Origin of the sequence: Pseudoalteromonas sp. DY56-GL79 (genome assembly GCF_041414765.1) — a bacterium.
Classification (GTDB): domain Bacteria; phylum Pseudomonadota; class Gammaproteobacteria; order Enterobacterales; family Alteromonadaceae; genus Pseudoalteromonas; species Pseudoalteromonas piscicida.
On sequence record NZ_JANHZS010000034.1, the window covers coordinates 1 to 26,869 of the forward strand.

The 26,869-nt window shown below is 44.2% G+C and carries 27 protein-coding genes; 5 read left to right on the plus strand and 22 right to left on the minus strand.

The genetic code is table 11. From position 1 onward, the window contains the following. Positions 1-696: 696 nt before the first annotated feature. The 18 genes from rplQ to NO992_RS20820 all read right to left on the minus strand — a co-directional run bounded on the left by rplQ (position 697) and on the right by NO992_RS20820 (position 10,427). Positions 697-1,095 carry a 50S ribosomal protein L17 gene (gene rplQ, locus NO992_RS20735; protein ID WP_010378290.1) on the minus strand — a complete coding sequence of 133 codons (399 nt, stop codon included), beginning with the start codon at positions 1,093-1,095 and terminating at the stop codon, positions 697-699. Between the two features lie 39 nt (positions 1,096-1,134). Beyond that, positions 1,135-2,121 carry a DNA-directed RNA polymerase subunit alpha gene (rpoA, locus tag NO992_RS20740; RefSeq protein ID WP_010378288.1) on the minus strand — a complete coding sequence of 329 codons (987 nt, stop codon included), beginning with the start codon at positions 2,119-2,121 and terminating at the stop codon, positions 1,135-1,137. A gap of 24 nt (positions 2,122-2,145) precedes the next feature. Further along, on the minus strand, positions 2,146-2,766 hold the full coding sequence (gene rpsD, locus NO992_RS20745; RefSeq protein WP_010378286.1) for a 30S ribosomal protein S4: 621 nt from the start codon (positions 2,764-2,766) through the stop codon (positions 2,146-2,148). Between the two features lie 21 nt (positions 2,767-2,787). After that, complete coding sequence (rpsK, locus tag NO992_RS20750) at positions 2,788-3,174, minus strand: 30S ribosomal protein S11 (RefSeq protein WP_010378285.1); 387 nt, start codon at positions 3,172-3,174, stop codon at positions 2,788-2,790. 13 nt (positions 3,175-3,187) lie between these two features. Then, positions 3,188-3,544 carry a 30S ribosomal protein S13 gene (rpsM, locus tag NO992_RS20755; protein WP_010378282.1) on the minus strand — a complete coding sequence of 119 codons (357 nt, stop codon included), beginning with the start codon at positions 3,542-3,544 and terminating at the stop codon, positions 3,188-3,190. Positions 3,545-3,675: 131 nt separating this feature from the next. Further along, positions 3,676-3,789 carry a 50S ribosomal protein L36 gene (gene rpmJ, locus NO992_RS20760; protein WP_002959476.1) on the minus strand — a complete coding sequence of 38 codons (114 nt, stop codon included), beginning with the start codon at positions 3,787-3,789 and terminating at the stop codon, positions 3,676-3,678. 22 nt (positions 3,790-3,811) lie between these two features. Continuing rightward, the gene (gene secY, locus NO992_RS20765) at positions 3,812-5,140 is read right to left on the minus strand and encodes a preprotein translocase subunit SecY (RefSeq protein WP_010606805.1); all 1,329 of its coding nucleotides are present in this window, start codon (positions 5,138-5,140) and stop codon (positions 3,812-3,814) included. A gap of 11 nt (positions 5,141-5,151) precedes the next feature. Further along, positions 5,152-5,586 carry a 50S ribosomal protein L15 gene (rplO, locus tag NO992_RS20770; RefSeq protein ID WP_010378278.1) on the minus strand — a complete coding sequence of 145 codons (435 nt, stop codon included), beginning with the start codon at positions 5,584-5,586 and terminating at the stop codon, positions 5,152-5,154. Between the two features lie 4 nt (positions 5,587-5,590). Beyond that, on the minus strand, positions 5,591-5,770 hold the full coding sequence (rpmD, locus tag NO992_RS20775) for a 50S ribosomal protein L30 (RefSeq protein ID WP_010378276.1): 180 nt from the start codon (positions 5,768-5,770) through the stop codon (positions 5,591-5,593). A gap of 6 nt (positions 5,771-5,776) precedes the next feature. After that, positions 5,777-6,283: a 30S ribosomal protein S5 gene (rpsE, locus tag NO992_RS20780; protein ID WP_010606806.1), complete on the minus strand. Its 507-nt coding sequence runs from the start codon at positions 6,281-6,283 to the stop codon at positions 5,777-5,779. Positions 6,284-6,292: 9 nt separating this feature from the next. Then, entirely contained in the window at positions 6,293-6,643 is a 351-nt protein-coding gene (rplR, locus tag NO992_RS20785; RefSeq protein WP_010378271.1) for a 50S ribosomal protein L18, read from the minus strand. 9 nt (positions 6,644-6,652) lie between these two features. After that, positions 6,653-7,183 carry a 50S ribosomal protein L6 gene (rplF, locus tag NO992_RS20790; protein WP_010378268.1) on the minus strand — a complete coding sequence of 177 codons (531 nt, stop codon included), beginning with the start codon at positions 7,181-7,183 and terminating at the stop codon, positions 6,653-6,655. A gap of 13 nt (positions 7,184-7,196) precedes the next feature. Next, on the minus strand, positions 7,197-7,589 hold the full coding sequence (gene rpsH / locus NO992_RS20795) for a 30S ribosomal protein S8 (protein WP_010378266.1): 393 nt from the start codon (positions 7,587-7,589) through the stop codon (positions 7,197-7,199). A gap of 20 nt (positions 7,590-7,609) precedes the next feature. Next, the gene (gene rpsN / locus NO992_RS20800) at positions 7,610-7,915 is read right to left on the minus strand and encodes a 30S ribosomal protein S14 (protein ID WP_010378264.1); all 306 of its coding nucleotides are present in this window, start codon (positions 7,913-7,915) and stop codon (positions 7,610-7,612) included. 10 nt (positions 7,916-7,925) lie between these two features. Then, positions 7,926-8,465: a 50S ribosomal protein L5 gene (gene rplE / locus NO992_RS20805; protein WP_010378262.1), complete on the minus strand. Its 540-nt coding sequence runs from the start codon at positions 8,463-8,465 to the stop codon at positions 7,926-7,928. A gap of 15 nt (positions 8,466-8,480) precedes the next feature. Then, positions 8,481-8,795 (minus strand): 50S ribosomal protein L24, encoded by a 315-nt coding sequence (rplX, locus tag NO992_RS20810; RefSeq protein WP_010378260.1) that lies wholly within the window; start codon positions 8,793-8,795, stop codon positions 8,481-8,483. Positions 8,796-8,805: 10 nt separating this feature from the next. Next, entirely contained in the window at positions 8,806-9,174 is a 369-nt protein-coding gene (gene rplN, locus NO992_RS20815; protein WP_010378257.1) for a 50S ribosomal protein L14, read from the minus strand. A gap of 413 nt (positions 9,175-9,587) precedes the next feature. Beyond that, positions 9,588-10,427: a polysaccharide deacetylase family protein gene (locus NO992_RS20820; protein ID WP_371380265.1), complete on the minus strand. Its 840-nt coding sequence runs from the start codon at positions 10,425-10,427 to the stop codon at positions 9,588-9,590. 167 nt (positions 10,428-10,594) lie between these two features. Between NO992_RS20820 and NO992_RS20825 the strand changes: the two genes are divergently transcribed. Continuing rightward, entirely contained in the window at positions 10,595-13,147 is a 2,553-nt protein-coding gene (locus tag NO992_RS20825) for a protein kinase (protein WP_371380267.1), read from the plus strand. A gap of 4 nt (positions 13,148-13,151) precedes the next feature. Here the strand turns inward: NO992_RS20825 and NO992_RS20830 are convergent, their stop codons facing one another. Both NO992_RS20830 and NO992_RS20835 read right to left on the minus strand, forming a co-directional pair. After that, on the minus strand, positions 13,152-13,619 hold the full coding sequence (locus tag NO992_RS20830) for a hypothetical protein (protein WP_371380269.1): 468 nt from the start codon (positions 13,617-13,619) through the stop codon (positions 13,152-13,154). A gap of 239 nt (positions 13,620-13,858) precedes the next feature. Further along, positions 13,859-15,802: an AsmA family protein gene (locus tag NO992_RS20835; RefSeq protein ID WP_371380271.1), complete on the minus strand. Its 1,944-nt coding sequence runs from the start codon at positions 15,800-15,802 to the stop codon at positions 13,859-13,861. A 199-nt stretch (positions 15,803-16,001) separates the two neighbouring features. Between NO992_RS20835 and NO992_RS20840 the strand changes: the two genes are divergently transcribed. From NO992_RS20840 to NO992_RS20850, 3 genes are all read left to right on the plus strand, one after another. Further along, positions 16,002-17,168, plus strand: a complete 1,167-nt coding sequence (locus NO992_RS20840) for a hypothetical protein (protein ID WP_371380273.1) — start codon at positions 16,002-16,004, stop codon at positions 17,166-17,168. Positions 17,169-17,437: 269 nt separating this feature from the next. Next, positions 17,438-18,109: a TorF family putative porin gene (locus tag NO992_RS20845; RefSeq protein ID WP_371380275.1), complete on the plus strand. Its 672-nt coding sequence runs from the start codon at positions 17,438-17,440 to the stop codon at positions 18,107-18,109. 580 nt (positions 18,110-18,689) lie between these two features. Then, positions 18,690-19,376, plus strand: coding sequence for a hypothetical protein (locus NO992_RS20850; protein ID WP_371380277.1), 687 nt, complete (start codon positions 18,690-18,692; stop codon positions 19,374-19,376). A 268-nt stretch (positions 19,377-19,644) separates the two neighbouring features. On the opposite strand, the gene NO992_RS20855 is transcribed toward NO992_RS20850, so the two are convergent. Both NO992_RS20855 and purT read right to left on the minus strand, forming a co-directional pair. Then, entirely contained in the window at positions 19,645-20,538 is an 894-nt protein-coding gene (locus tag NO992_RS20855; RefSeq protein ID WP_371380279.1) for an aldo/keto reductase family oxidoreductase, read from the minus strand. Next, positions 20,535-21,722 (minus strand): formate-dependent phosphoribosylglycinamide formyltransferase, encoded by a 1,188-nt coding sequence (gene purT / locus NO992_RS20860; protein ID WP_017218380.1) that lies wholly within the window; start codon positions 21,720-21,722, stop codon positions 20,535-20,537. Before purT ends, NO992_RS20855 begins: the two co-directional genes overlap by 4 nt. 162 nt (positions 21,723-21,884) lie before the next feature. Between purT and NO992_RS20865 the strand changes: the two genes are divergently transcribed. After that, positions 21,885-26,867 carry an amino acid adenylation domain-containing protein gene (locus NO992_RS20865; protein ID WP_371380281.1) on the plus strand — a complete coding sequence of 1,661 codons (4,983 nt, stop codon included), beginning with the start codon at positions 21,885-21,887 and terminating at the stop codon, positions 26,865-26,867. Positions 26,868-26,869 lie beyond the last annotated feature (2 nt).

The window sequence follows — 26,869 nt, forward strand, 5'->3', positions numbered from 1 at the left end:
ACATTTCGTTGTTTCGAGGGATGTGCATTCTAAGCATTCCCGATTTTTTGTCAACACTTAATTTTGAATTTCTTTAGAAGAAGTTTCGAACTTAAGTTTTACTTGACGCTAACTTGTTGCTGCTTTGCTTTTCAGCGTAGCGCCCCGTGTCAGTGGGGTCGCATTATAGGGAGATCCAATTTTAGTGCAACTCTTTTTTTTAAGAAAGTTGCGAAAAAACGTTTGTTCGAGCAAAAATAAAGCGAAACGTCCATAAACCGCACTAAATGATGATTAAATGGACTTTCACAATGTCATTTTATGGCTGCTTTATACAGTTAACGCATTATCTCACGCTAGCACCTCTATATACGTAGCACTGGTTCTCCTTAGATGTTTACGTGATTGGCTCATCCACACTCACCATAATCGTTAACTAAGAGACCCTCGTAACCAGAGGAGTTTATTCACCAAGTTTTAGCTAATCTGCACATTTAAATATGCCCAGTCAAAAGCTTGAACTTAGATAGTGCTTGATGGGAGGTTAATTTTGTAGAGTTTGAGTATTATGGTGTGGATCTATTTGCTTATGTTCATCTACATCTTTACTACAATAAGCTGTGGTTTAAATCTAAGACTAGAGGTTGTACTGTGCGGGTTATGAAAAAGAAAAAGCCGAGCTATGCTCGGCTTTTTTTGTGTCTTTAATAAGACTAATTACTCTGCAGACTGCGCGTCTTCTTGAACTTCTTCAGTCGCTGGGCGATCTAGTAGTTCAATGTAAGCCATTGGCGCGTTGTCACCTGCACGGAAGCCACACTTAAGAATACGAGTGTAACCACCTGGACGATCCGCGAAACGAGGACCGATCTCAGTGAACAATTTACCAACTACTTCTTTATCACGCGTGCGAGCAAACGCTAAACGACGGTTTGCTACGCTGTCAGTCTTAGCCAGTGTGATTAAAGGTTCAATTACACGGCGCAGCTCTTTTGCTTTAGGCAAAGTAGTTTTGATGATTTCGTGCTTCACCAAAGAACCAGCCATGTTGCTAAACATCGCTTTGCGATGGCTGCTGTTACGGTTTAATTGACGACCACTCTTACGATGGCGCATGACCCTATCCTTCTAACTAAACTAATATAGTAACTTAGATTACTCAGCTAGACTTGCAGGCGGCCAGTTTTCTAGGCGCATACCTAGAGATAGACCACGTGAAGCTAGCACGTCTTTAATTTCAGTTAGAGACTTCTTACCAAGGTTTGGTGTTTTCAGAAGCTCAACTTCAGTACGCTGTACTAAGTCACCGATATATTGAATTTGCTCGGCTTTCAGACAGTTTGCAGAACGTACAGTTAGTTCTAAGTCATCAACTGGACGAAGTAGAATCGGATCAAACTCCGGCTTCTCTTCTTTCTCTTCTGGCTCAGAAACATCACGTAGGTCTACGAATGCATCTAATTGCTCAGCAAGGATAGTTGACGCACGGCGGATCGCTTCTTCAGGATCTAAAGTGCCGTTCGTTTCCATATCGATGATTAGTTTATCTAAGTCTGTACGCTGCTCAACACGAGCTGACTCAACCGAGTACGCAATACGCTCAACCGGGCTGAATGATGCATCTAGCAACAAACGGCCGATTGGGCGCTCATCGTCATCAGAGGATAAACGACTAGACGCCGGTACATAACCGCGACCACGCTCAACACGAATGCGCATGCTGATTTCGCTATTGTCAGCAGTTAAGTGACAAATGACATGCTCAGGGTTGGCGATAGTCACATCTCCGTCGTGCTGGATATCAGCCGCAGTCACAGGGCCTACACCAGACTTAGTCAGGGTAAGGAAAACTTCATCTTTACCTTCTAGAGATACCGCTAGACCTTTAAGGTTTAACAGAATTTCAATGATGTCTTCTTGTACGCCTTCTTTCGCGCTGTACTCGTGCAATACGCCGTCAATTTCAACTTCTGTCACAGCACAACCAGGCATAGATGAAAGAAGTATACGACGTAGAGCATTACCTAGTGTGTGGCCAAAACCACGCTCTAGAGGCTCTAAAACTACTTTAGAACGCGTTGAGCTTACAGCGTCGATATCGACTAATCTTGGTTTTAGGAATTCGGTTACAGAACCCTGCATTTTATCCTCTCTTAACTCTTAACTTTACTTCGAGTAAAGTTCGACGATTAGTTGTTCGTTAATGTCCGCAGACAGATCAGAACGCTCTGGTAGACGCTTGAAAGTGCCTTCCATTTTCTTACCGTCAACTTCAATCCAAGTTGGCTTTTCACGTTGCTCAGCCAACTCTAGAGCAGCGATGATACGCGCTTGCTTTTTAGACTTCTCGCGAATTACTACTACATCTTCAGGAGTAACTACGAAAGAAGGGATATTAACAACACGACCATTAACCATAACCGCTTTGTGGCTTACTAGCTGACGCGCTTCAGCACGTGTGCTCGCAAAACCCATGCGATATACAACATTGTCTAGACGTTGCTCTAGAAGCTGTAACAAGTTTTCACCTGTGTTACCTTTAAGGCGAGCAGCTTCTTTGTAGTAGTTACGGAATTGCTTTTCTAGTACACCGTAGATACGACGAACTTTTTGCTTTTCACGTAGCTGTAAACCGTAATCAGATAGGCGACCTTTACGTGCGCCGTGCTGACCAGGTGCTGTTTCTAGTTTACACTTAGAGTCAATTGCTCTTACGCCGCTTTTAAGGAACAGGTCAGTACCTTCACGACGACTCAGCTTGAGCTTAGGGCCCAAATATCTTGCCATGTTCTTTCTCCTAACCTATTGTTATACGCGACGTTTCTTCGGTGGACGACAACCATTGTGTGGAATTGGCGTCACGTCAGTGATGTTAGTGATACGGTAACCAGCAGCATTCAATGCACGAACAGCAGACTCACGGCCTGGACCTGGACCTTTGATGAATACTTCTAGGTTCTTAAGACCGTACTCTTGTGCAGCAACACCTGCACGCTCCGCAGCAACCTGTGCAGCGAATGGAGTAGACTTACGAGAACCACGGAAACCTGAACCACCCGCAGTCGCCCAAGAAAGAGCATTACCTTGACGGTCAGTGATGGTCACAATCGTGTTGTTGAAAGATGCATGAACGTGAGCCATGCCGTCAACAACCTGCTTTTTGACCTTTTTACGACGAATTGGTGCTTTTGCCATAACTTACCCCACCTTATTTCTTGATAGGCTTGCGAGGACCCTTACGAGTACGCGCGTTAGTCTTAGTACGCTGACCACGTAGTGGTAGCGAACGACGGTGACGTAAGCCACGGAAACAACCAAGGTCCATAAGACGCTTGATGTTTAGTGTAACTTCACGACGAAGATCACCTTCAACAGTGTACTTGCCAACTTCTTCACGAAGGATGTCAAGTGTTTCGTCATTTAACTCGCCGATTTTAGTAGTTTCAGCGATACCTGTCGCAGCTAAGATCGCCTTAGCGCGAGTTTTACCTACACCATAGATGCTTGTTAAACCGATAACAGCATGCTTATGATCAGGAACGTTAATGCCTGCGATACGGGCCACTAACATATCTCCTATAAATAAACTTGATTATCATCTTGCTGGAAAGCCCGTATAGGATACCCAACCGACATTCAAGTTTTACCAAAGAAACAGGCTAAGTAAAGTTACTCAGCCTGCACGACTTAATTTGCTTAGCCTTGCCTTTGCTTGTGCTTTGGCTCACTGCAGATCACACGTACAACACCTGCACGCTTGATTACTTTGCAGTTACGGCAAATTTTCTTAACGGAAGCACGTACTTTCATTACTCAACTCCGTAAACTGACCTTAACGGCCGTAGCCTTTAAGGTTCGCTTTTTTCAGCACAGAATCATATTGATGTGACATCATATGAGTCTGTACTTGTGCCATAAAGTCCATGATGACAACAACGATAATCAGAATCGATGTACCGCCGAAGTAGAATGGCGTTTGCCATGCCATAGTCATAAACTCGGGCACCAGACAGATAAAGGTTATATACAAAGCACCTGCCAATGTCAGGCGTGTCATCACTTTATCAATGTATTTAGATGTCTGCTCACCTGGACGAATGCCTGGAATAAAAGCGCCAGATTTTTTCAGGTTATCTGCTGTCTCACGCGGGTTAAACACCAACGCAGTGTAGAAGAAGCAGAAGAAGATAATAGCCGCAGCTAATACCATCGCATACAGTGGTTGACCTGGAGTCAATACTGCTGAGATAGCTTGTAGCACATCAGCGACCGGACCTTCACCTTGGCCAAACCAGCTTGCTATTGTACCAGGGAACAAAATGATACTGCTAGCAAAGATTGGTGGAATAACACCCGCCATGTTAACTTTTAGTGGTAAGTGCGTGCTTTGAGCAGCAAATACCTGACGACCTTGTTGACGCTTCGCATAGTTTACAACGATACGACGTTGACCACGCTCGAAGAACACAACTAGATAAGTTACAGCGAATACGATTACCGCAATCAATAACAATGCTAAAATATGCAGATCACCTTGGCGCGCCATTTCTGCTGTCGAACCAATTGCAGACGGCAGGTTAGCTACAATACCAACAAATATTAGAACTGAGATACCGTTACCGATACCACGCTCAGTGATTTGTTCGCCCAACCACATAAGGAACATAGTTCCTGTGACTAAGCTCACTACAGCTGTGAAATAAAAGCCGAAGCCTGGATTCACAACTAGGCCTTCCATCATGTTAGGTAGACCAGTAGCGATACCTATCGATTGGAATGTAGCAAGCACAAGCGTACCATAACGCGTATACTGGCTGATTTTCTTACGCCCTTGCTCACCTTCTTTCTTAAGCTCTATCATCGCAGGATGTATGTGCGTTAATAGCTGCATAATAATCGAAGCCGAGATGTACGGCATAATACCTAGCGCCAATACCGATGCACGCTCAAGCGCACCACCGCTGAACATGTTGAACATCTCAACAATGGTGCCCTTTTGTTGCTCGAAGAATTCGGCAAGTACAGCGGCGTCAATCCCAGGGATTGGCACAAAAGAGCCCAGACGGTAAATAATGATAGCACCCAATACGAATAGTAATCGGCGCTTCAGTTCCGCAAGCCCACTTTGTGCACTTTGCATATCTTGACCTGGTTTAGCCATAGCGTACTTCCTTAGTCTTCTACCTTGCCTCCGGCAGCTTCGATAGCTTCGCGTGCACCTTTAGACACTTTCATGCCTTTAACGGTAACAGCGCGTGAAACTTCGCCAGATTTTACAACTTTTACGAACTGGATGTTCTTTTTAACGATACCAGCTGCCTGTAACGCGTTTAGATCTACCACATCGCCTTCAACTTTAGCGATTTCGAATAGATTCACTTCTTTAGACACAAGAGACTTGCGTGAAGTGAAACCAAACTTAGGTAGACGACGTTGCATAGGCATTTGACCGCCTTCGAAACCAACGCGTACTTTACCGCCAGAGCGTGACTTTTGACCTTTGTGACCACGGCCACCAGTCTTACCAAGACCAGAACCGATACCACGGCCAAGACGCTTACCAGCTGTTTTTGAACCTGCAGCAGGTGAAAGTGTATTCAAGTTCATCGAATTACCCCTCAACCTTAACCATGTAAGAAACTTGGTTGATCATACCGCGAACTGCTGGCGTATCTTCTAGCTCAACAGTGTGGTTGATACGACGTAAACCAAGGCCACGTAATGTAGCTTTATGCTTCGGTAAACGACCGATTGAGCTACGTACTTGAGTTACTTTTACTGTGTTTGCCATGGTGTCTTACCCCAAGATTTCGTCAACGCTAAGACCACGCTTCGCAGCAATACCTTCTGGAGAATTCATATTCTCTAGAGCTGCGATAGTTGCGCGAACGATGTTGATCGGGTTAGTTGAACCGTATGCTTTAGATAGTACGTTCTGTACGCCAGTTACTTCTAGTACTGCACGCATCGCACCACCTGCAATGATACCTGTACCTTCAGATGCAGGCTGCATGTAAACTTTAGAACCCGCGTGGCGACCCTTGATTGGGTGCTGTAGCGTGTTACCTTTAAGTTCAACAGTGATCATGTTACGACGTGCTTTTTCCATTGCTTTTTGAATAGCAGCAGGAACTTCACGTGCTTTACCATAACCAAAACCTACTTTACCAGCGCCATCACCAACTACTGTTAGTGCAGTGAAGCTAAAGATACGACCACCTTTAACCACTTTAGACACACGGTTTACCGCGATTAGCTTTTCAGCCAATTCAGGCTGTTGTGCTTTTGCTTCTACGTTAGCCATTGTCTACTCCTAGAATTGCAGACCGGCTTCGCGCGCAGCATCAGCTAGCGCCTTCACACGGCCGTGATATTTAAAGCCACTGCGATCAAAAGCGATTTTTTCAACGCCTTTGTCAGCTACGCGCTCAGCGATTGCTTTACCAACTGCTTGAGCCGCTTCGATGTTGCCTGTGCCTTTAACTGTTTCAACAATTGCTTTTTCAACAGTAGAAGCAGCAGCCAGTACATTACCCTCAGCATTGATTACTTGAGCGTAAATGTGACGTGGCGTGCGGTGGATAACAAGACGTGTTGTGCCTTGTTCGATAATATTTCTACGAGTGCGCTTAGCACGACGTAGACGAGCTGTTTTCTTATCCATCGTCTTACCTTACTTCTTCTTAGCCTCTTTACGACGCACGTGCTCATCAGCGTAACGTACACCTTTACCTTTATAAGGCTCTGGTTCACGGTATGAGCGGATGTTAGCAGCTGTTTGACCAACTAACTGCTTGTCTGCGCCTTTAACAACAATTTCAGTCTGGCTTGGAGCTTCGATAGTGATACCTGTTGGGATCTCGAAGTTCACTGGGTGAGAAAAGCCAAGGGTTAAATCTAATGAATTGCCCTTAACTGCCGCACGGTAACCAACACCTACTAGCTGTAGTTTCTTCTCATAACCATCGTTAACACCAACAATCATGTTGTTGATTAGCGCACGTGCAGTACCAGCTTGAGCCCAAGCATTAGCAACTTCACGAGGAGCTGTAGTGATAACGTTGTCGTTTAGTGAAACTTCAACCGCATCGTTGATTGTGCGAGTTAATTCACCGTTCTTGCCTTTAACTTTGATGTCCTGGCCGTTAATTGTAACTTCAACACCGGCAGGAACATTGATTGGAGCCTTCGCTATACGAGACATAGTTCCCCTCCGATTAAGCTACAAAGCCAATGATTTCACCACCAACGCCAGCGGTACGCGCAGCGCGGTCTGTCATCAGGCCTTTAGAAGTTGATACGATAGCGATACCTAGACCACCCATTACCTTAGGTAATTCGTCACGTCTCTTATAGATACGTAGACCAGGGCGGCTAACACGCTGGATGTTTTCGATTACAGCTTTGCCTTCGAAGTACTTAAGTTCGATAGTCAATTCTGCTTTTACGTCACCAGATACTGCGAAGTCAGTGATATAACCTTCGTCTTTAAGTACCTTAGCTACAGCTACTTTCAGCTTTGAAGTTGGCATTGAAACAGATACCTTCTTCGCAGACTGACCGTTACGGATACGTGTGAACAAATCCGCAATTGGATCTTGCAAGCTCATGTCTTACTCCCGTGATTCTATTACCAGCTAGCCTTTTTAAGGCCAGGAATTTCACCGCGCATCGCTGCTTCGCGAACTTTAATACGGCTTAAGCCGAACTTGCGAAGGTAACCATGAGGGCGGCCCGTGATGTTACAACGATTACGTTGACGTGAAGGGCTAGAATCGCGTGGTAAAGACTGTAGCTTTAACACTGCATCCCAACGCTCATCATCAGATGCATTAACATCGCTGATGATAGCTTTTAACGCAGCACGCTTTTCAGCATACTGAGTAACTAATTTAGCACGTTTTACGTCACGTGCTTTCATTGAATTCTTTGCCATAACCCTACCCTTACTTTTTGAATGGGAAGTTGAACGCTTCTAACAACGCACGGCCTTCGTCATCTGTTTTCGCAGAAGTAGTGATTGTGATATCCATACCGCGAACGCGGTCTACTTTATCATAATCGATTTCTGGGAAGATGATTTGTTCACGTACGCCCATAGAGTAGTTACCGCGACCGTCAAAAGACTTTGCGCTAACACCGCGGAAGTCACGAATACGTGGCATCGCGATAGAGACTAAACGCTCTAGGAAATCCCACATACGCTCGCCGCGTAGGGTTACTTTACAGCCAATTGGGTAACCTTCACGGATCTTAAAGCCAGCAACTGATTTGCGTGCTTTAGTCACTAGAGGCTTCTGACCAGAGATTGATTCTAGGTCTGCTACTGCGTTTTCTAGAATTTTCTTGTCAGCTAGGGCTTCGCCCACACCCATGTTAAGTGTGATCTTTTCGATCTGAGGGACTTGCATGACAGAGCTGTAACCGAACTTCTCTTGAAGCTCTTTTACCACTTTGTCTTTGTACACTTCATGCAGTTTCGCCATCGTCTACTCCAACTATTAAATAGTTTTACCGGTAGACTTGAAGAAACGGACTTTTTTACCGTCTTCAAATCTAAAACCTACACGATCCGCTTTGCCAGTTTCGGCATTGAAAATCGCTACGTTTGATACGTCGACTGACGCTTCTTTCTCAACAACACCGCCAGCTTGCTGTAGTTGTGGTACAGGCTTCTGGTGTTTCTTGATGATGTTAACGCCTTCAACAAATACTCGGCCAGTTTCAGTAACAACTGAAAGCACTTTACCGCGCTTACCTTTGTCTTTACCGGCTAGTACGATTACTTCGTCATCACGACGGATTTTTGCTGCCATGATCGACTCCTTATAGTACTTCTGGTGCTAGTGAAACGATCTTCATGAACTTTTCAGTACGAAGTTCACGAGTCACAGGGCCGAAGATACGAGTACCAATAGGCTGTAAGTTATCATTTAAGATAACAGCCGCATTGCTATCGAAACGGATTAAAGAGCCGTCTGGACGACGTACGCCTTTTTTAGTACGCACTACTACTGCGTTTTTAACATCACCTTTCTTCACTTTGCCGCGAGGAATCGCTTCTTTAACAGAAACTTTAATGATGTCGCCAACCGCTGCGTAGCGACGGTGCGAACCACCAAGGACTTTTATACACTGCACTTTGCGAGCGCCGCTGTTATCAGCAACGTCCAGCTGAGTTTGCATTTGGATCATCTTAATGACCTCCGGTGTAGTTACAACTCGCCTAGATTTCGTTCAAAATCAAGGCATTTAGGTTAAATTCCACTCAAAAAACTGTGATTATGTCTTTCAAGGGCGGGCAATTGTATCAGCAATGTCGCATCAAAGATAGTTCAATTTTTAATTAATTTAACGCGTTAACATGACGTACCGATTATAGTTTGAGGATATGGCGGCAAGCAATCGAGAATTCAACCACTTGCGCAAATATTAAACAAAGTTTACAGCGGAAATTTTATTTTGATTATTGTTTAGGCATATCGCTTAGTAGGCTGTGAACAAGAATTTATCACCCTTTTCTCACAAACAAGCTCAAGCTTTGAGCAAACAACCATATAGAGCGACGAGAAGATCTTAGAAAAAGTGAAGTCGAGATAAATCTCGACCTACGGCTCTCTTTTGCTTTTGATGTAATCACCCACATTGCTTACGGTGTCTAACCAATAACCATTTTTCGGGTCCTGTAAGTAAGGAATAAGCTGGTCTAACATTTTGGTATCGACGGTGTACATGCCTTTTTCGCCCACCTCATGTCCAGCAAGAATTATCCAACTGTTATTTGCCCTAAGGTGCTCCAGTAATCCTTTTAGCTCTTCAAAACTAACACCGTCCATTCTCACTCCTGTGAGTTGCGCAAAGTCAGTATAAGTTGGGTGATTAGCGGTTTCATCTAACCACGTGCGGCCACTGTCAAAATGCGTCGCAATCACCGGCACATAACTTTTAACTTCAGCGCCGCGACCAACAAAGGTATTACCGCAAGGGTAAGCAAAGCTTCTGGGGGTTACGCCCAAATGCTTTTCAATATATTTTGTGGTGCTTACCACATCGCGTTCTATGTAAGCCAAATCAACCTGTTCCAGCCCTTTGTCCTTTTCCCTTAGCCATGCAAAGTTGCCCGTACATAAATGTTCGCTGGTGTGATTACCTATTTCATGCCCCTGCTTCACCGCGGCTTGCCACAATGCGAGCTTTTCCTTCACCTGTGGTGGCATAACATAAAATGTGCCTTTCACCTTATGGCGATTGAGTAGCGGCACTCCCACATCAACTTGGCTTGGCCTTGCATCATCAAACGTAAGGCTTATTGCGTTACGAGCGTTATTGGGGTAACTAAAGATTTGGTTGCTATCAGCCGCTATACTAGACGTATTCACGAACAGAGCGCTTACCATCATGGCAGCCAATCTGAAGTGAGAAACTAAATTAGAAGATAACTTTGCCATTTGCTTTTCCTTATTGTTATTTATCCTTATAACCTATATGAGGCTGTGAGTATGACAAAGTGTTAAATTTTCAACTTGTTATTTGCGACTAAGTCCAACGCAAATGGTACTAATTTAATATTTTTAGCGATACACTAACCCCAATAACTAAAGAGAAAGACAGCGCTGTGTTGAAGTTAGAAGAATACTATCAGGACGTGATCTTGCTCGCCGAAGGCGGAATGAGCAAAGTGTACCTTGCTACCGACAAAAAATTAGGCCGCCGAGTGGCGGTAAAGGTGATATCACTAACTCAGCACACGCAATCAGATGCACTCAACGAAGCCCGCCTGTTAGCGCGTTTTAACCATCCAAACATAGTACAAATTTATGATGTCTTTGAAAGCGATGGCCAAATGGCTTTGGAAATGGAGTATGTGCAAGGTGCAACTCTACAGCACTACACAAAAACACACATATTAACTACTGAGCAAAAAGTCGAACTATTAAGCCATATTGCCGATGGCCTGGCCTCAGCTCATAGCCAGAATATTCTTCATTTAGACTTAAAACCTGGCAATATACTGGTTAATGAACAGAGCATAGCCAAAATTGCCGATTTTGGTATTTCACAATTAGAAGACAACCAAGCCTCTCGTCCACATACCAGTTACGGTAGCCTCACAGCAATGTCACCAGAGCAACTTCGTGATGAAACACTAGACAGCCGCAGTGACTTATTCTCATTTGGAATAATTGCTTATCAACTGTTAGCAGGACATCACCCTTACTTCGAACAAGCTGACGATGGCAGTGACAAGTCTATTGCTGAACAGATCAAGTTCCAGCCATTAAAAGCCAGTGCTAAACGTATTTTAGATATCCCCCCTGCACTGGCACAGCTTATTGATCGCTTATTGCAATACGACAAAAACGCTCGCCCAAGTAGCACCAATGAAGTCAGTCAGCAGCTAAAGCAAATTTTACACGCCTTTAGCTACGATAATAGCGAAGCGACTCTGTCGCTTGAACAAATCGAACTACGAGATAGAGCCAGAGAGAAAGCCAAAGCACGTAAAAAGCAACTAGGTATTGCAGCACTTTTCACCTTTTTAGTGTGCCTAGCCGTAGGTGGATACTGGTATTGGCAGGAAACCAAACCCAAGGTTTATATTGCAGCGCTACCGATAGAGTTTATTGGACAAGGTGGTATACCAAACTCACACAAACAGATAGTAAAGCAAGCAGTTGAAGACGCCATCTATCAGTTTCTCATTACCAGTAAAGACTATGAACCTGTGTCAAAGAAAGAAGTAGAGCAAACGCTCGCGTCTTTAGGCCAAACAGCGAAACCATCTGATATTTCTAGGTCTTTACAAATAGATAAGTTATTCATTCCAACAGGTGAATGTAATAACTACAGCTGTACCATCCAACTAGAATTGATAGGCAAATCGGGGAAAGTCGTTGAGTTTTCAGAGCGGATCACTGTGATAAATACGCAAATTTCTGCAACGTTTATTTCGGTCTCGCAAACGTTATCCAAAGCGCTCAAAACCACTGATACCTCAGAGCAATTAATAGACGACAATTTTAATAAGGCATATTCAGCCCTGATAGAACAATTACATCAAGAAAACTCTGTCAATATCAAATTAATCGATCAACTTAGGGAATTCATTAGAACATACCCTAAGCACTTTTCCCTCTACACAACTTATACCAAAGGTAGCCTCAGATTATACAATCGAACTTTAGAAATGAAGATTATAAATGAGTTGCAAGAAGTCTTAGATTCAAGCCCTAAAGAATATAAAAAGACTTTAGACTACCTAGCAAATAGAACCTCGCTACTTCTGTTGCTAAACAAGAAGGATGATATTGAGAAACTGTTGAGCAGCTACGAAGGTGGCAATAGTAACTCATATGAATTACTAAACCTAAAAGGTAGCATATATCAAAAATTAGGCCGCTATGACCAAGCGAAAACAGCATTTAATAAAGCATATCAGCTCAAACCTACCTTGGTTGTGCTAAGGAACCTAGTGAAAATACATGCTATATCTGGAAGCTTCACTGAAGCCCTTCATTTCGCAGATAAAGCACTATCAATAACTCAAAAAGATCATCAGCTCATCAAAATTACCGCAGATATTTCACTAATCACAGGTAATCTTAATAGGTCAATTGAACTCTACGAGACGCTAGTAAAATCTGATAGTAATAACGCAAACTATTTAACAAACTTGAGCACGGCCTTGAGTTTAATAAAGGAACAAGACTTATCCCTAGATTACGCAACTAAGGCATATCAGATAAATGAGCGAAGAGCTGATATTGTACTCAACTATGCTGATGCCTTAGCTCTAGCTAACAAAAATGCAGATCTCACCTACATGAAAGTGATAGAACTTTTAGACACCCCAAATAAACCAATTGATAAGTTAATAAAAGCCCAGGCTCTGGCGCATCTCGGTTATAGTATTGAGGCGCTAAAATTGATTCAACTCGTAGAATTAGAAGCTCCAGAGTTATATGAGCTGCCTTTTGTAAGCGCCCTTATCATGACCTTAATTGGGGATGAGAGTTCAGCAATTATACAAATAGAAGCTAGCTTGGATTCAGGCTGGGCAGTACAGTTTTTTAATTTGAAGTGGTTTGATCCGTTGTGCGGAATAGTTGAGTTCCATAACCTGCTGGAGAAGCACAACTATTCAGAGCGCTGTAGCGCTCTGAATTAGAGTTTTAGTTTGGCTCTGTATCTTCGATAACAATCGTTGGATCTTGAGAGAAATAACGCACAGCACCATTTGCGGAATCATATTGAGCAACAAGTCTGAACTCAATTTTCGAGTTGTTATTCTCTACGAGTGTAACAACTCTCGCATCAGGGTTAGCTGAAAGCGCTTCGATATCATCTTCACTTAGCGTATTCGCAACATTCAATGCTTCAATCTTCACCTCAACCGTAAACTCATCTTTTAATTTGCTTTTAAGGTTATAATTGAAATTGTCTTGCGCCTCAGTAAAAAAAGTACCATTTTCAGCAAAGCTCCAGCCAGCTGTATCAGGCTCGATCTTATAGGTTAGAACAGCAATGTCACCCTCGGCTAATTTAAGCTTGACTGGCTCATCGTCATTTGAAAATATCCAGTTACCCTCAGCTTTTGGTGTCACCGTGTATTCGAGTTCGAGTAAAGTAGGTGTACTCATTCTTTTATCCTTCGTTTGTTTGTAGAGCTATTTGCATATATCTAAGCATATGAATAGCAATAATTCTATTACAGTTGGTTACAGCTTATAGGCGTAAGACAGTTATAAGCTCTCTATAACTACATATAGATAATTAACTCGGACAAATATAGAACAAGGGCTGCCATCGGCAAGCCCTTGTTAAGCTGAAATTGATTTAAAACAAACAGATGAGCTGTTTATTGAAACGTCATAAAGATCTATCCACCAAACAAACCTTTAAGTTTGTCTTTTACCTTATCCTTAACCTTGTCTTTGGCTTTGTCTTTTGCCGCTTCTTTTAGGTCTAGGCTAGTTTCAACTTTGTGGAATGGACCTTTGATCCGCACCGGAATTTTAAAACCGGTACTGTCATCGCTACTGGCTTGCCCCTCAATGGTATCAACAATTCCAGTCACCACACGGTAATCAACTAAAGTTTGTGGTAAATCAACGGTGCCCTTGCCTGTCACTCGTAGTAACGGGCTTGCCAACGAGAAGTCATCGTTTTGACCTACGCCTTTGGTAAAGACAAAGGTGCCAGTCATGGCTGAGAAGTCGGTTTTTTGATCCGGATCGAAATTGGCATTGAGTCCTTGCGATACCGAAGAGAAATCGCCTTTGAGCATCTCTTTGCCCTTACGGATCATCTCAGCAAGGTTTGCGCCTTTTACGCCACCATCTTTGAACTCAAAACCTAATTTACCACCTAGAGCATTCACAAATTGCTTTTGACTAACGCCTTGTGTGTTTAACGTCCAATTAAGACTACCTTTACCCAATACTTTGTCAAAGCCAATGGCATCAGTCAGTAGTGGCTCGGCATTAATTGCCGTTAACGCAAAGTCAGTACTGATGCCATAAGGTTTTGTTGCCGCATTTACAACAACCTTACCTTTACCCTGACCTTCATAGGCTTGGAATTTATCTAGGCTCAGTGTCGCCTTACCTGAGTTAAGTACTAAGCTGATTTGGTTTTCGCCAAGCTTAATTTCTCTCGCACGTAGCCCTGTTGAGGTGATCTTCACATTCGCATTGAGGCTATTAAGTGCTGACAAATCAATTGCAGTGTCATCCCACACGATAGGCTGTGCTGGTGCGCCTTCTGATTCAGGTTGCGTTTGTGGTTTTTCCACAGGTTCTGGCAAATAAGGGTTAAGATCTAACATGCCAAGGTCAACACTCGCGGTAATATCAGGCTTACCTGAGAGGGTGACTTTGCTTTGACCTTTTATTACCAATTCGTCCAAGGTCGCTTCTAAGGCATTGAGAGTAAAGACTTGCCCTTGCATCGTCATTTTAGCGTTTAGGCCAAAGTCGTTGAACGCATTTTCTTTGGCTTTTAGGTCAACGCCCTGCCACTTAGCTAGCGCTTTTACCGAGTCGCCAGTCAAGGCTAATTGACCGCGAATGGTTTTACCTTGCTCTGCAATTTCACCTTTATAGTCAAGGTTGAACAGCGCTGATTTTACTTGTTGTTCAACATTAAAGGTTTCACCTTCTACCGCCTTTGCTGGATTATCGAGTGTAGTAACTAGGTTAAAAGTTTGACCTTGAAAAGTCAGCTTACCGTCGACTTCTAGTGGTTGGTACAGTGACGATAGCATCACGCTAATGTCTAAATCAGTTACCTGATATTCAGCGCCTGTCACACCATCAAGGTAAGTCACCGAGCCACCATAAATCGCCACTTCGCCAAGGCTAACATCTAAGCCTTCCGGTAACTGCATATTACCTTGTGAACTGGTTTGCGCCGTTGGCGCGTTTTCTGCACTGGTGGGTAGCAACTGCCAGTTAGCATTACCTTGTTTGTCGGTTTCTAGAATAATTTTAGGATTATTGATCACAAAGCGCTCAAGCTTAGCTTCACCAGACAGCGCACTTAACCACGGAATATGCACGGCAAGTTGCTCCATGGCAAACATATCTGGGCGACTGCCCGTTGCCATGTTGGCAAATCGCACTTGGTTTAGCTCAATGTGTAGCGTTGGGAAAATACCGATGTCAGAGTCGCCATCGATCGACAGTTTTCTACCTGTCACTGACTCAACCTGTGACGTGACTTGGTCAATAATTGCCTGTTTGGGGATTAAAAACGGGGCTGCGATAACAAGAATAATAATAAGCGCGACAATGGCGCCTACGATTTTAACTAGCCGGTTCATTGCTTTTCCTTCGTAAGGCTTGGTTCTCTTTATGATAACGGCTGTAGTCGAATATACCATGAATAAAGGCAAATAATTTGTACTGAGCGATTGCAACCTTTTGACTAATCGGTATGATCCTCGCCCTTGCCAGTTTTTAGCGTCATTAGCTATATTTTACTGGTTGGTTTATTAATCAAACTTGGAGTATCTAACCCGCATGAAGAAACTGCTCATATCACCGTCAAACATGGCCTTGGGCGAACAAGAAAGTCAGATTTATCAAAATATCCTCAAACAGGCCACAGAGATCAGCCTTAATCTGATGGCGGTTAAGGTGGAAAATCACCCTGAAGATTTTCTTGGTTGGTGTTATGAACTGCTTGATGTGGCGAAAAATCGTATCAATTTTGATTTACTGGATGACCATCAATTACCCACAGTGAAAAAGCTACAAGATCTGCTCATCGCAGCGATTAGCTTTTTACAACTCAAAACGTTACGCATTGCGCCTTGGCCTATGGTGGCCGCATTTATTGCCAGTCACAAAGAAGTGATTGCACTAGATGAGCAATTAAAACTGATTGAATACCTTAAACCAATGCGCAGTACTCCACTTAAAGACATGATCAAAGAAGATCGCCTTGCCTTTAGCGGTAAGCATGCTGCAAATTTAGATACCAGCGTGTATCAGTTTGACGTAGAGTGGTTTGCCTCCACCAAAAGTGCAAAAGGCTTTCACCAGTTATTAGACGACCTTCCGGGTGCTTTTGATGAAGCGCTAGCCGCAATCCCGGCAGAAGGTGACGTGACGCTCGAGCATTACCAATCATTTATGGTCGGGTATTTAAGTGCCTTTGCTGGCAGCGAGGAAAAGCCAACGCTTGCACCTGCCACTCGCCTATTAGCAATGCGTCGCCCTGATGTGTTCACGCCAATAACCTCGAGCAAGCTTGACGCTTTATGCCAAGCGCTTGGTGTTGCTAAACTTAACAATCGCGATTTTGAGCGTTACTGGACCGATGTCGTCAGCACCATTAAAGCAATGCCATGGTATACGATGGCCGCTCCTGTGGATGAGTTTGAAACGCAACTTGCTGAAATTAAAGCGCTGCTACCATGCCTGTTTTATTACGCGGATAAAGATACCGCCACTAACTCCAATTACTTTAAGCTACTGCATAAACCTCAGCGCAGCGGCACCAGTGGTGGCAAAAAAACAGTACGCCGCGGTAAAGAGTCAGCAGAAGTGTTAGTCGACCGCGCACTCGCGGATGAGTCTATTCCAAAGCATATTCGCACCAAACGTGACTCGATAGTCGCTGAAGTGGAAAAAGGCCGCAGTGTTGATGAAACCATCAGCCTAATGCGCACCATCTTTGGATAACTAACCTAAACTTCAATAACGGCTAGCGCAATCCATAGCTTGCATTAATATCGTGCAAGCTGTGGTACTTTGCACCAGCTATGTGCAACATTTATGCAAATCACTCTGTCCTATTTTCGAAACTTAGAAATTAAATTCCTATATTTTTAATAACATAGAATAAATTCTCCGCTATTTCCTGACATTGGCCTCCCCCTTGCACTTACTCTTTGCAGAAAATGCAATGACAACAACCGAATAATAACTCTGCGCTCAATGGGGAAAACAGAATGAAAAACAAACCTTTACTTATGCTACTCGGCGGCCTGACTGCGTGCTTTTGTGTCTCTGCTCAGGCGGAAGTAACAGCAAATATTGCGGCAAGCTCAAATTATTACTGGCGTGGTATCACCCAGACTGATGACGGTGCAGCGGTGTCTGGCGGCTTGGATTATAGCAATGAGTCAGGGTTTTATGCGGGCACTTGGGTCTCTAACATCGACTTTGGCGACTCCGCTAGTTACGAAATGGATCTCTACGCAGGTTACGCTGGCGAAATCAAGGGCATGAGTTTTGATTTTGGTTATATCCACTACGCCTATCCCGATGCCAGTGGAGATATTGATTTTGGCGAGATTTACGCCGCGCTTGGCTGGCAATACTTTACGTTTAAACTCAGCCACCTAGCCACAGCGCAAAGCGACTCAAGCACAGAAGAAGACATGCTATATGCCGAAGTGTCGGCCAGCTTCCCCATTTTTAAAGACAGTGAATTAACTCTACATATTGGTCGCTCCAGCGGAGACACAGTGCTTGAGTGGACAGGTGAAGACGACGCTTATATGGATTACGGGGTGAGTTTATCTACGCAAGGCTTTACCTTTGGATTAGTAAAAACCGACTTAGACGGTGGCGATGATATAAAAGCATACGTAAGTTATGGATTAGATTTTAATCTGTGATGACCAAAGGTGAGCGGTCCTGTGACAGCCGCATCACCTTATTTTTTACTTGCTGCAACACGTGGGGCCGAAAGGCCCTTTTTTATACTTTATATTATTAGTAATTCAAAAGTTTCCAAGCAAGGCTTTCACCGTCTCCCTCAGTACTCAGCAGCTTGTTTTATAAATCAAAACAGGAACTTAATCCTTTTGCTCGATTGAACTAAATTCTAACCACACCTAATAAAGACTTAAGATAAGTGAAGCGCGAATAAGCTGTTCAGCAGTGAAGAAAACAAAAAGTTTACACTTAAAAAAACAAGCGATAACATTCAGACCCCATTTTAGGAAAAAGGATATTAATTAAATGAAATCATTAATAGCTACCGCTTTTGTGACTCTCGCATTAACGTTTGCCCATAGTGCACTTGCAATGTCGTGTCATTGCAAGTCAGGGTCATGACAGTTGATCATGGCTCTGATGGCTCTATCAGCTTCTCGTGTTCAGGTGGTGGCCAAATTCAGTGTGTTTTAAATCCTCCAATGAATATAGACTAAAACTATCCCATATAGCGCTGCTATATGGCATATAAGGATTATGATGAAAGTAAAATTAACCTTAGTATTGTCTCTTGCTATTGCTATCAGTGCAGGTGTTTATGTCTTGAGCTCTGAGACAAACTCCCCCATGACGTCAATTAGCCAAAATACTGAAATAGCACCCTGCCTAAACTATTCACCAAGTGTATCCAGTACAAAAATAGCAGTCTCCAGTACTCAAGAAAATAAGATTAAAAATGATCCCCTTGATTCAGCTACACAAACAGAAGTAGCAGTTCAAGAAAATATCACGGAACGCGCAGCCCAACCACTAAGTCTAGTCAATTTCAATGCGCAATTTATCAATAATAACACACAGCAAGAAAGTCTTTATCGGTCTCGCTTAGAATCTTTCTTTAGGGCTGATACCAATGAAATACTCAAACAGATGAGCCTTGTCGAGTACTCAGATTTAGCAAATGACCGTGAAGCGAAACTTCAAACTTTTATACAAGCACGGTTAGAAGCAGTTCATATACTAGATGAAACATTCAAATGTGCAGCAAGAGTTTGTATGTTAGAGCTTGTGGTCAGTTCTGATAGCAATACTGATGTGCTCAGCAATATGTCTGAGTTCGATAAAAACTATTCATTTCAGAGCAAACAAACAAACGAGTATGGAGAAACGATTTTTAAAGGGCTATACATTGCAACCGATGATCCCAGCAAATTGACATTAACAGACTAACCTGGGATTCGGGTTACTACTGTTTTTAATAAAAAGTTTTAGTCCTAACAGCAATGAATTCACTTTCAAAAAGTTTTAAGCATTTTTCAGAATGTGTATTCACATCAACGATCCGGTGTTGGTGAGATTAATTAACGATCTGTCAACTTTATCGCCAACACCTATTTTCCAACGTTTACTGTTCTACCCTCTATCAACAGCGGCATTTGAGTATAGCTGTACTTGCTTAATCGTACAGTCTATCCTCAATAATTCTTAAGGCGCTGATTTATGGTACGCTATGCCCGGTAGACGCCGACCAAATGCGATACCACTGCTCGCGACTCATGCTAAGTGACTGTGCAGCAAACGCGCTGGCAACTCGAGTAATATTTCCCGTTCCAAGCACAGTGGCAGGTTTCGATGGATGCATGGCAAGCCATGCGTAGATCACTTGATCAATTTCAGTGCTACCAATCTCTTCACCCACTTGCTGTAGCACCGCACGCAGGCGTTTGGCTTTTTCATCTTCACTGGAGAATATTCTGCCCCCTGCCAGCGGCGACCACAGCATAGGATTCATGCCTAGTTGTTGGCACTGATCAAGCGTGCCATCGTCAAGCGCTTTCATCTCATAAGGTGAAAACTCAATTTGGTTGGTCACTAAAGCGAAATCGAGTCTCGATTGCAATAAACCAAGCTGGCTGGGTGTAAAGTTCGAGACCCCAAAATGCAGCACATCGCCGTTTTGTTTGAGGGTATGAAACGCATCGGCAACTTCATCAGCATCCATCAGATAATCCGGGCGATGGATCAACAGCACATCTAGCCTATCCGTGCCGAAATGCTTTAGTGACTGCTGCGCTTGGGCAATGATATGCGCTTTACTCGAATCATAGTGGTTCGCCTTTCCTGCTAATCCCAAGCTCGGAAATGCGGGCTTAATGCCACATTTAGTGATGATCCGAATGTGCTCTCGAATACTGGGCTCAAGCGCTAAGGCTTTGCCAAACTCCGCCTCACACTGATACTCACCGTAAATATCAGCATGATCAGTATCGCGTATTCCAAGCTCAATCGCTTGCTTTAAAAAGCGTAAGTTTTCTTGCGGCGTAATTTGCCAATCTAATAGCCGCCAAAACCCCAATACTAATGGGTCAAGTACGCGGGTGTTTGCGTTCATAACGTAATTCCTACTTGTGCAACCACTTGCTTGGCTTTCTCGACAGCACTTTCAGCCGAGTCTGAGCGCGCTAACGCCACACCCATTCTGCGCTTGCCACTCACCTCTGGTTTACCAAACAAACGAATATCCGTTAGTGGCTCTGCAAGCGCCTGTGCAAGATTGTTGAACTGTAATTGTGTTGATTCCCCTTCGACAAGGATCACGCTAGATGCTGATGGCCCATTGAAATGAATAGTGGGAATAGGCAAACCTAAAATTGCCCGAGCATGCAGCGCAAACTCACTTAAATCTTGCGAGATAAGCGTGACCATACCGGTATCATGTGGCCTTGGTGAGACTTCGCTGAAGTAAACTTCATCACCCTTAATAAAGAGTTCAACGCCAAACAGACCCCGACCGCCCAGTGCTGCCGTGACTTTTTCAGCCATCGCTTTGCTGCGCTCTAGCGCGAGTGCTGACATCTGCTGCGGCTGCCAGCTTTGCTGATAATCACCGTCTTGTTGCACATGTCCAATTGGCTCACAAAAACTCGTACCATCGATATGGCGTACGGTTAGCAGCGTAATTTCGTAGTCAAAATCAACAAAACCTTCCACAATCACTCTGCCCTGACCTGCACGCCCACCTTCTTGAGCATAGTGCCAAGCCGCTTCGATATCCGCGGCACTTTTAATCACACTTTGCCCTTTACCTGACGAGCTCATGATAGGCTTAACCACACATGGCATACCGATACGCGCGACAGCAGCATTAAAGTCTGCCAAGGTGTCAACAAACTGATAGGGTGAAGTAGCAAGCCCAAGCGTTTCAGCGGCAAGACGGCGGATCCCTTCACGGTTCATGGTCAGTTGAGTCGCTTTAGCGGTTGGCACCACCGTGTAACCTTCAGCCTCTAATTCCACCAACTTATCCGTCGCAATGGCTTCGATTTCCGGCACGATATAATCAGGTTGCTCTTGTTCAATAATCGCTTTGAGTTTTTCACCATCCAACATAGACAAGGTATAGCTGCGATCTGCCACTTGCATCGCTGGCGCATTGTCGTAGCGATCTAAGACAACCACTTCAGCACCTAAGCGCTTAAATTCGATAACGACTTCCTTTCCTAACTCACCGCCACCGCAGAGTAATACTTTGCAAGCAGTTGCCGAAAAGGGCGTGCCCAGAGGTTTGATTTTCATGATGATTCCTTGGTTGGTTTGATGCCCCATGGTAGCGACTTTTTGTCATATGCAAAAGCTGAGAAGACGGTAATCCAACTCAAAATCACAAAATACACATTTCAAACACATTCTTTACATATTGTACACAAAGAGCATTTTTATATTTAAAGGATTACTTCAATGACCGCCCAGTCTCCTATTGATTACAGCACTCAGCCGCAGATCTTATTAACGCAAGCATTCAGCCAATATGCCAATAAAGTTGCACTGGTATTTAACGGCACGCAAGTCACCTATAAAGCACTTGAAGAGCAGGTAACACGAGTCGCCGCGAATATTCAGCAACAAGCGAATCTGAGCCAATCTCAATCGCCTTATGTGGCACTATATCTCGAGCGCGGCATTGATATGGTCGTGGGGATCTTAGCGGCAATCAAATCAGGATTGGGTTATATCCCTATTTCCACTGAGGCACCCAAAGCTCGCTGCGAGTTTATTCTTGAAGATAGCCAACCGGCGCTTATCGTCACCCATGGGCATTATCAAGCGCTGCCACAATTTGGCCATACACCTCAAGTGTTGATCGAATCTCCTGCAACGCAAGCCTTTGTTACTCCTGATTATAAAATGAGTGATATTGCCTATGTGATCTACACCTCGGGCACCACTGGCACGCCAAAAGGCGTAGAAGTACCTTACCAAAATTTACTTTATTTAGCCGAGTCACAAATTGGCCGCTTTGAACTAGACCAACTTGACCGCGTTATGATGTTTGCCTCTTATATTTTCGATGCCAGTGTATTTGAGCTGCTCGTGCATATCATGTTGGGCCAAACTGTATTTGTAACGACAGAAACCGAGCGACGTGATGCCAAAGCGCTAAGCCAATTGATCTCAAAAAATGCCATTCAATTTGGCGCTATTCCTCCTGCATTGCTGGCTTTGATGGACCCCCAAGATTTGCGCTCTATGCGCAAATTAATCGTCGCAGGAGAAACCCCAAATCTAGAAATGCTTTCTCGACTTTCAGAAGTCACGCGAGTGTTTAACGGTTATGGTCCTACCGAATATACCGTGTGCACCTGCGCCAATGAATATACCAATGCCGACTCCGAATTTAATATTGGTCAACCTTTTGTGAATACCAGACTTTATGTGCTAGATGAGCAATTGCAACAAGTAGCCAATGGCGCTATCGGTGAGCTCTATATTAGTGGTGCAGGTTTAGCAAAAGGATACTTAAACCGTCCTGAGCTCACAAAATCTCGATTTATCGCAAACCCCTATTATCAAGCAGAAGTCGACCCTCTGCACTTCGCTAGACTTTATAAAACTGGCGACTTAGTAAGTTTTGACGGTGATAATTATCATTTTGTTGGTCGTAATGACAACCAAATTAAGCTACGTGGATTTCGTATTGAGTTAGGTGAAATAGAAAAAGTTGTTGCCCAACATGAGGCAGTAAAACTTGCAAGCTGCCAAGTAGTACAACGAGGTAATGCTAAGTTCTTGGTGGCATTTATCGTTCCTCATAGTGAACCTACAGCAGACCTTGGACAACACATCAGCCAGTTAGCAGAAAAGCTACTGCCAGACTATATGCTGCCTGATCACTATCAATGTTTAGACGCATTACCCATGACCGAAAACGGGAAGGTAGATAGCCGCGCACTCGCTAATTACGAATTAAGTAGCCAACAAGACCAACCGCAAGATCAGCTTAGCCAAGAACAACAAGCTTTTTTAGCGCAGTTTCAAGGTTTCTGTTTGCCAGGTCTTGGCTGGCAACAAGATTTTTTCCAACAAGGTGGAGACTCCATCTCCGCAATCAACCTTAGCAACCAGTTATTTCAGCAGCTCGGCTTAAGCGTGCCAACACATCTAATCTATCGCTATCGTAGTGCTGGACAAGTATGGCAAGCAATGCAAACTCAACACTTTGAAACCATTGCGATTCCAAAGCGCGGTGCTGATTTTGAGGAAGTCGCCCCGCTATCACTGCAACAACGCGCGATTTGGTTTTTAGCCAAAGCCGATCCAAGCGATAAAGCCTATCATGCAAAGTGTACGATCACATTCAGTGGCGATTTAAATGTACCTGCACTACAAGGTGCATTACAAGATATCGTTGATAACCATGCGATTTTCCGTACTAGCTACGACTTACATGAGCCGCTGCAGTATATTGCAAAGCACTACCAGCAAGATGTGCCTTACTTTGACTTTAGTGAGTATCAAGAAGCACAAGCATTAGCTGAGGTCGACAAACTCGTTAATGGTCATATGAATGATATTTTTGCGATTGACCAATTACCGCTGGCACGCTGGGCAATTGTAAAAATTAGCGAATCTAAACATGTACTTATTCATATTGAACATCACTTAGTACATGATGGTTGGTCTTCTAACATCTTCCTTGATCACCTATTTAGTTGTTATAAACAGCGCTTGAATGGCGCAAGCCAAGGTACTTTGCCAGAAATCACACAATACGCCGATTACGCAGCCTATCAGCATCAATGGTTGGGAACAGAGCAAGCCGAGCTGCAACGTCAATTTTGGAAAGCACAACTTCAAGACGCACCGAGCCGTATTAACTTGCCTGTTTCTCGTCTCGGCGAAACCGCAACCGAACGTGGTCGCGCACACCGGGTTAAACTGCCTCGTTCGCTATGGAACAATTTAAAAGCCTACAGCCAAGCGCATCAGATCACGCCATTCGCCGTTGCCCTTGCGGCATTAAATATTGTCCTTTCGCGCTTTAGTGGCGATGAGGATATTTGTATTGGTTCTGGCGTTGCAAACCGAGGCTACACCAATGTGGATGATACCATTGGGATGCTCGTCAGCACCGTAGTGGCGCGAGTTCAGCAAACACCAGAAATGTCTGTTGAACAACTGGTACAGCATTGTTTTGAAGTCAGTAACGATATGCTGGCCAATCAAACCCTACCATTTACTGAAGTCGTCGCGGATGTAAACCCTGAGCGCATCAAAGGCGTTAACCCGTTATTCCAGATCTGTTTTAGCTTCCATGATTCACCACTGCCAGAGCTTACGCTTCCGGGGTTAGATGGTATTGAGTATTTCGAGGCGATCAGCAGTCAAGCGGCGAAGTTTGAGATTAATATCGTGGTGCTTACCCGTATGGGGCAAGATCAGGATGATTCGGTCACTATGTTATGGGAGTTTGACCTAAATCGCTACGATCCTTGGTTTATCGATGCCTTAAGTGACAACTTTAGTCATATTCTCGCGCAACTTATCAGCGTTGATGGGCAATTACCACTTGAGCAGTTGAGTTTACAAAACCATATTGAGCGCGATGTTCAAATAGCGCAGCACCAAAGCCAAGATTTGCTGTCACTATTTACGCATCACGCGCAGTCTCGCAACCAGCAAACTGCACTTATCACCAGTCAAACGGAGTTAAGCTATCAGGAGTTAAGTACTCGATCAGACAGCCTTGCTGCACATATTCTTAAGCAGTATGGCAAGCTTGAGTATATCGGCCTATATCTGCAGCTCGGCATTGACACAGTTGTTGCTATGCTTGCCATCATGAAAGCTGGCGCCGCTTATGTGCCGCTATCGCCAAGAGCGCCAGCTGCCCGCAATGCTTTTATTATTGACGATGCTCAGCTCAAGTTAGTATTAACCAACACCATAAGTCAGCAAAGCTTGAGCGAAAATGAGCAATCAAATTGGCCACTGTTAAACTTGGATAATACATTCGCGCCTTGCGATATTGCACTTTGCCAACCGTCGCCTGATTCTGCAGCCTACATCATTTACACCTCAGGTACGACGGGACAACCTAAAGGCGTTATTCAAAGCCATAAAAATGTTGCGCGCTTGCTATCTGCCAGTCAACCGCTTTACCACTTTAATAGCGAAGATACTTGGGTGCTTTATCACGATACGATTTTTGACTTTAGTGTTTGGGAAATATGGGGAGCACTGTGTCATGGCGGTCGGTTGTTTATTCCAAGCTACGAAGAAGCAAGAGACAGTTTTGGTTTTGTAAAGCAGTGTGAGCAATTTGCTGTCACCGTGCTTAACCAAACTCCCAGTGCATTCTATAATTTTAGTGACGTTGCCATTTCTGCGGCGGCGTCGCTCGATAGCCTTAGCACTGTGATCTTTGGTGGTGAGCAGCTCAACTACGATAAACTGGGTCCTTGGTGGCAACGCTTTGGTCAGCGTATTCAATTGGTCAATATGTACGGTATTACTGAAACCACGGTACATGTCACCTATCAACCTTTGCACCCTAACATGAATACCCAGATTGCTGACATTGGCGTGCCGCTCAATGATATGCAGGCTTGGGTGCTGGATAGTCAGCTACGTCCCGTACCTGTGGGTTGTCCTGGAGAGCTGTTTATCTCTGGTGCAGGTTTGGCGATTGGGTATTTGAACCAACCAGAGCTGAGCGCCACTCGCTTTTTCGAGCTAACGCTCAATGGCAAACTCACCCGCGTTTACAAAACCGGTGATAACGCCAGATTATTGCCAAGCGGTCATTTAGAATACCTAGGTCGTTTGGATAACCAAGTGAAGATCAGGGGTCATCGTATCGAGCTTGGTGAAGTCGAATCCCAATTGCTAAGCTGTAGCGGTGTTAAAGAAGCCGCAGTGATCACCTATACACGCCAAAATCAAACGGCGCTAAGTGGCTATGCTGTGATGGAAAGTCATGCTTATTTTGACGCCGAGCAATTACTTAACCATCTACGAACGCAGCTGCCAGCATATATGGTACCGGATAGCATCACCCAACTCACGGCGATGCCACTCACCGTAAACGGTAAACTAGATAGCAAAGCACTACCGCTACCGCAGATGTCATCATCAAACCAATACGCCGCGCCGCGCACAGTGCTTGAGCAGACGCTTTGCCAAATTTGGCAAACCACATTAGAACTGGAACAAGTCGGTATCCATGATAATTTCTATCGTCTAGGTGGAAACTCCATCTTAGCGGTGCAGCTCGTGCGCAATGCCCATAAATGGCATCAGATTGCCATCCCGCTATCAGCGATCATTGCCAACCCATCGGTTGCAGCTCTGGCACAATACCTAGACACCATAGAGTTGAGTGATATCACCCAATCTCAAGACGCACCTGCCACCACCTCTTCACAGGTGATGGAGCTATAGTC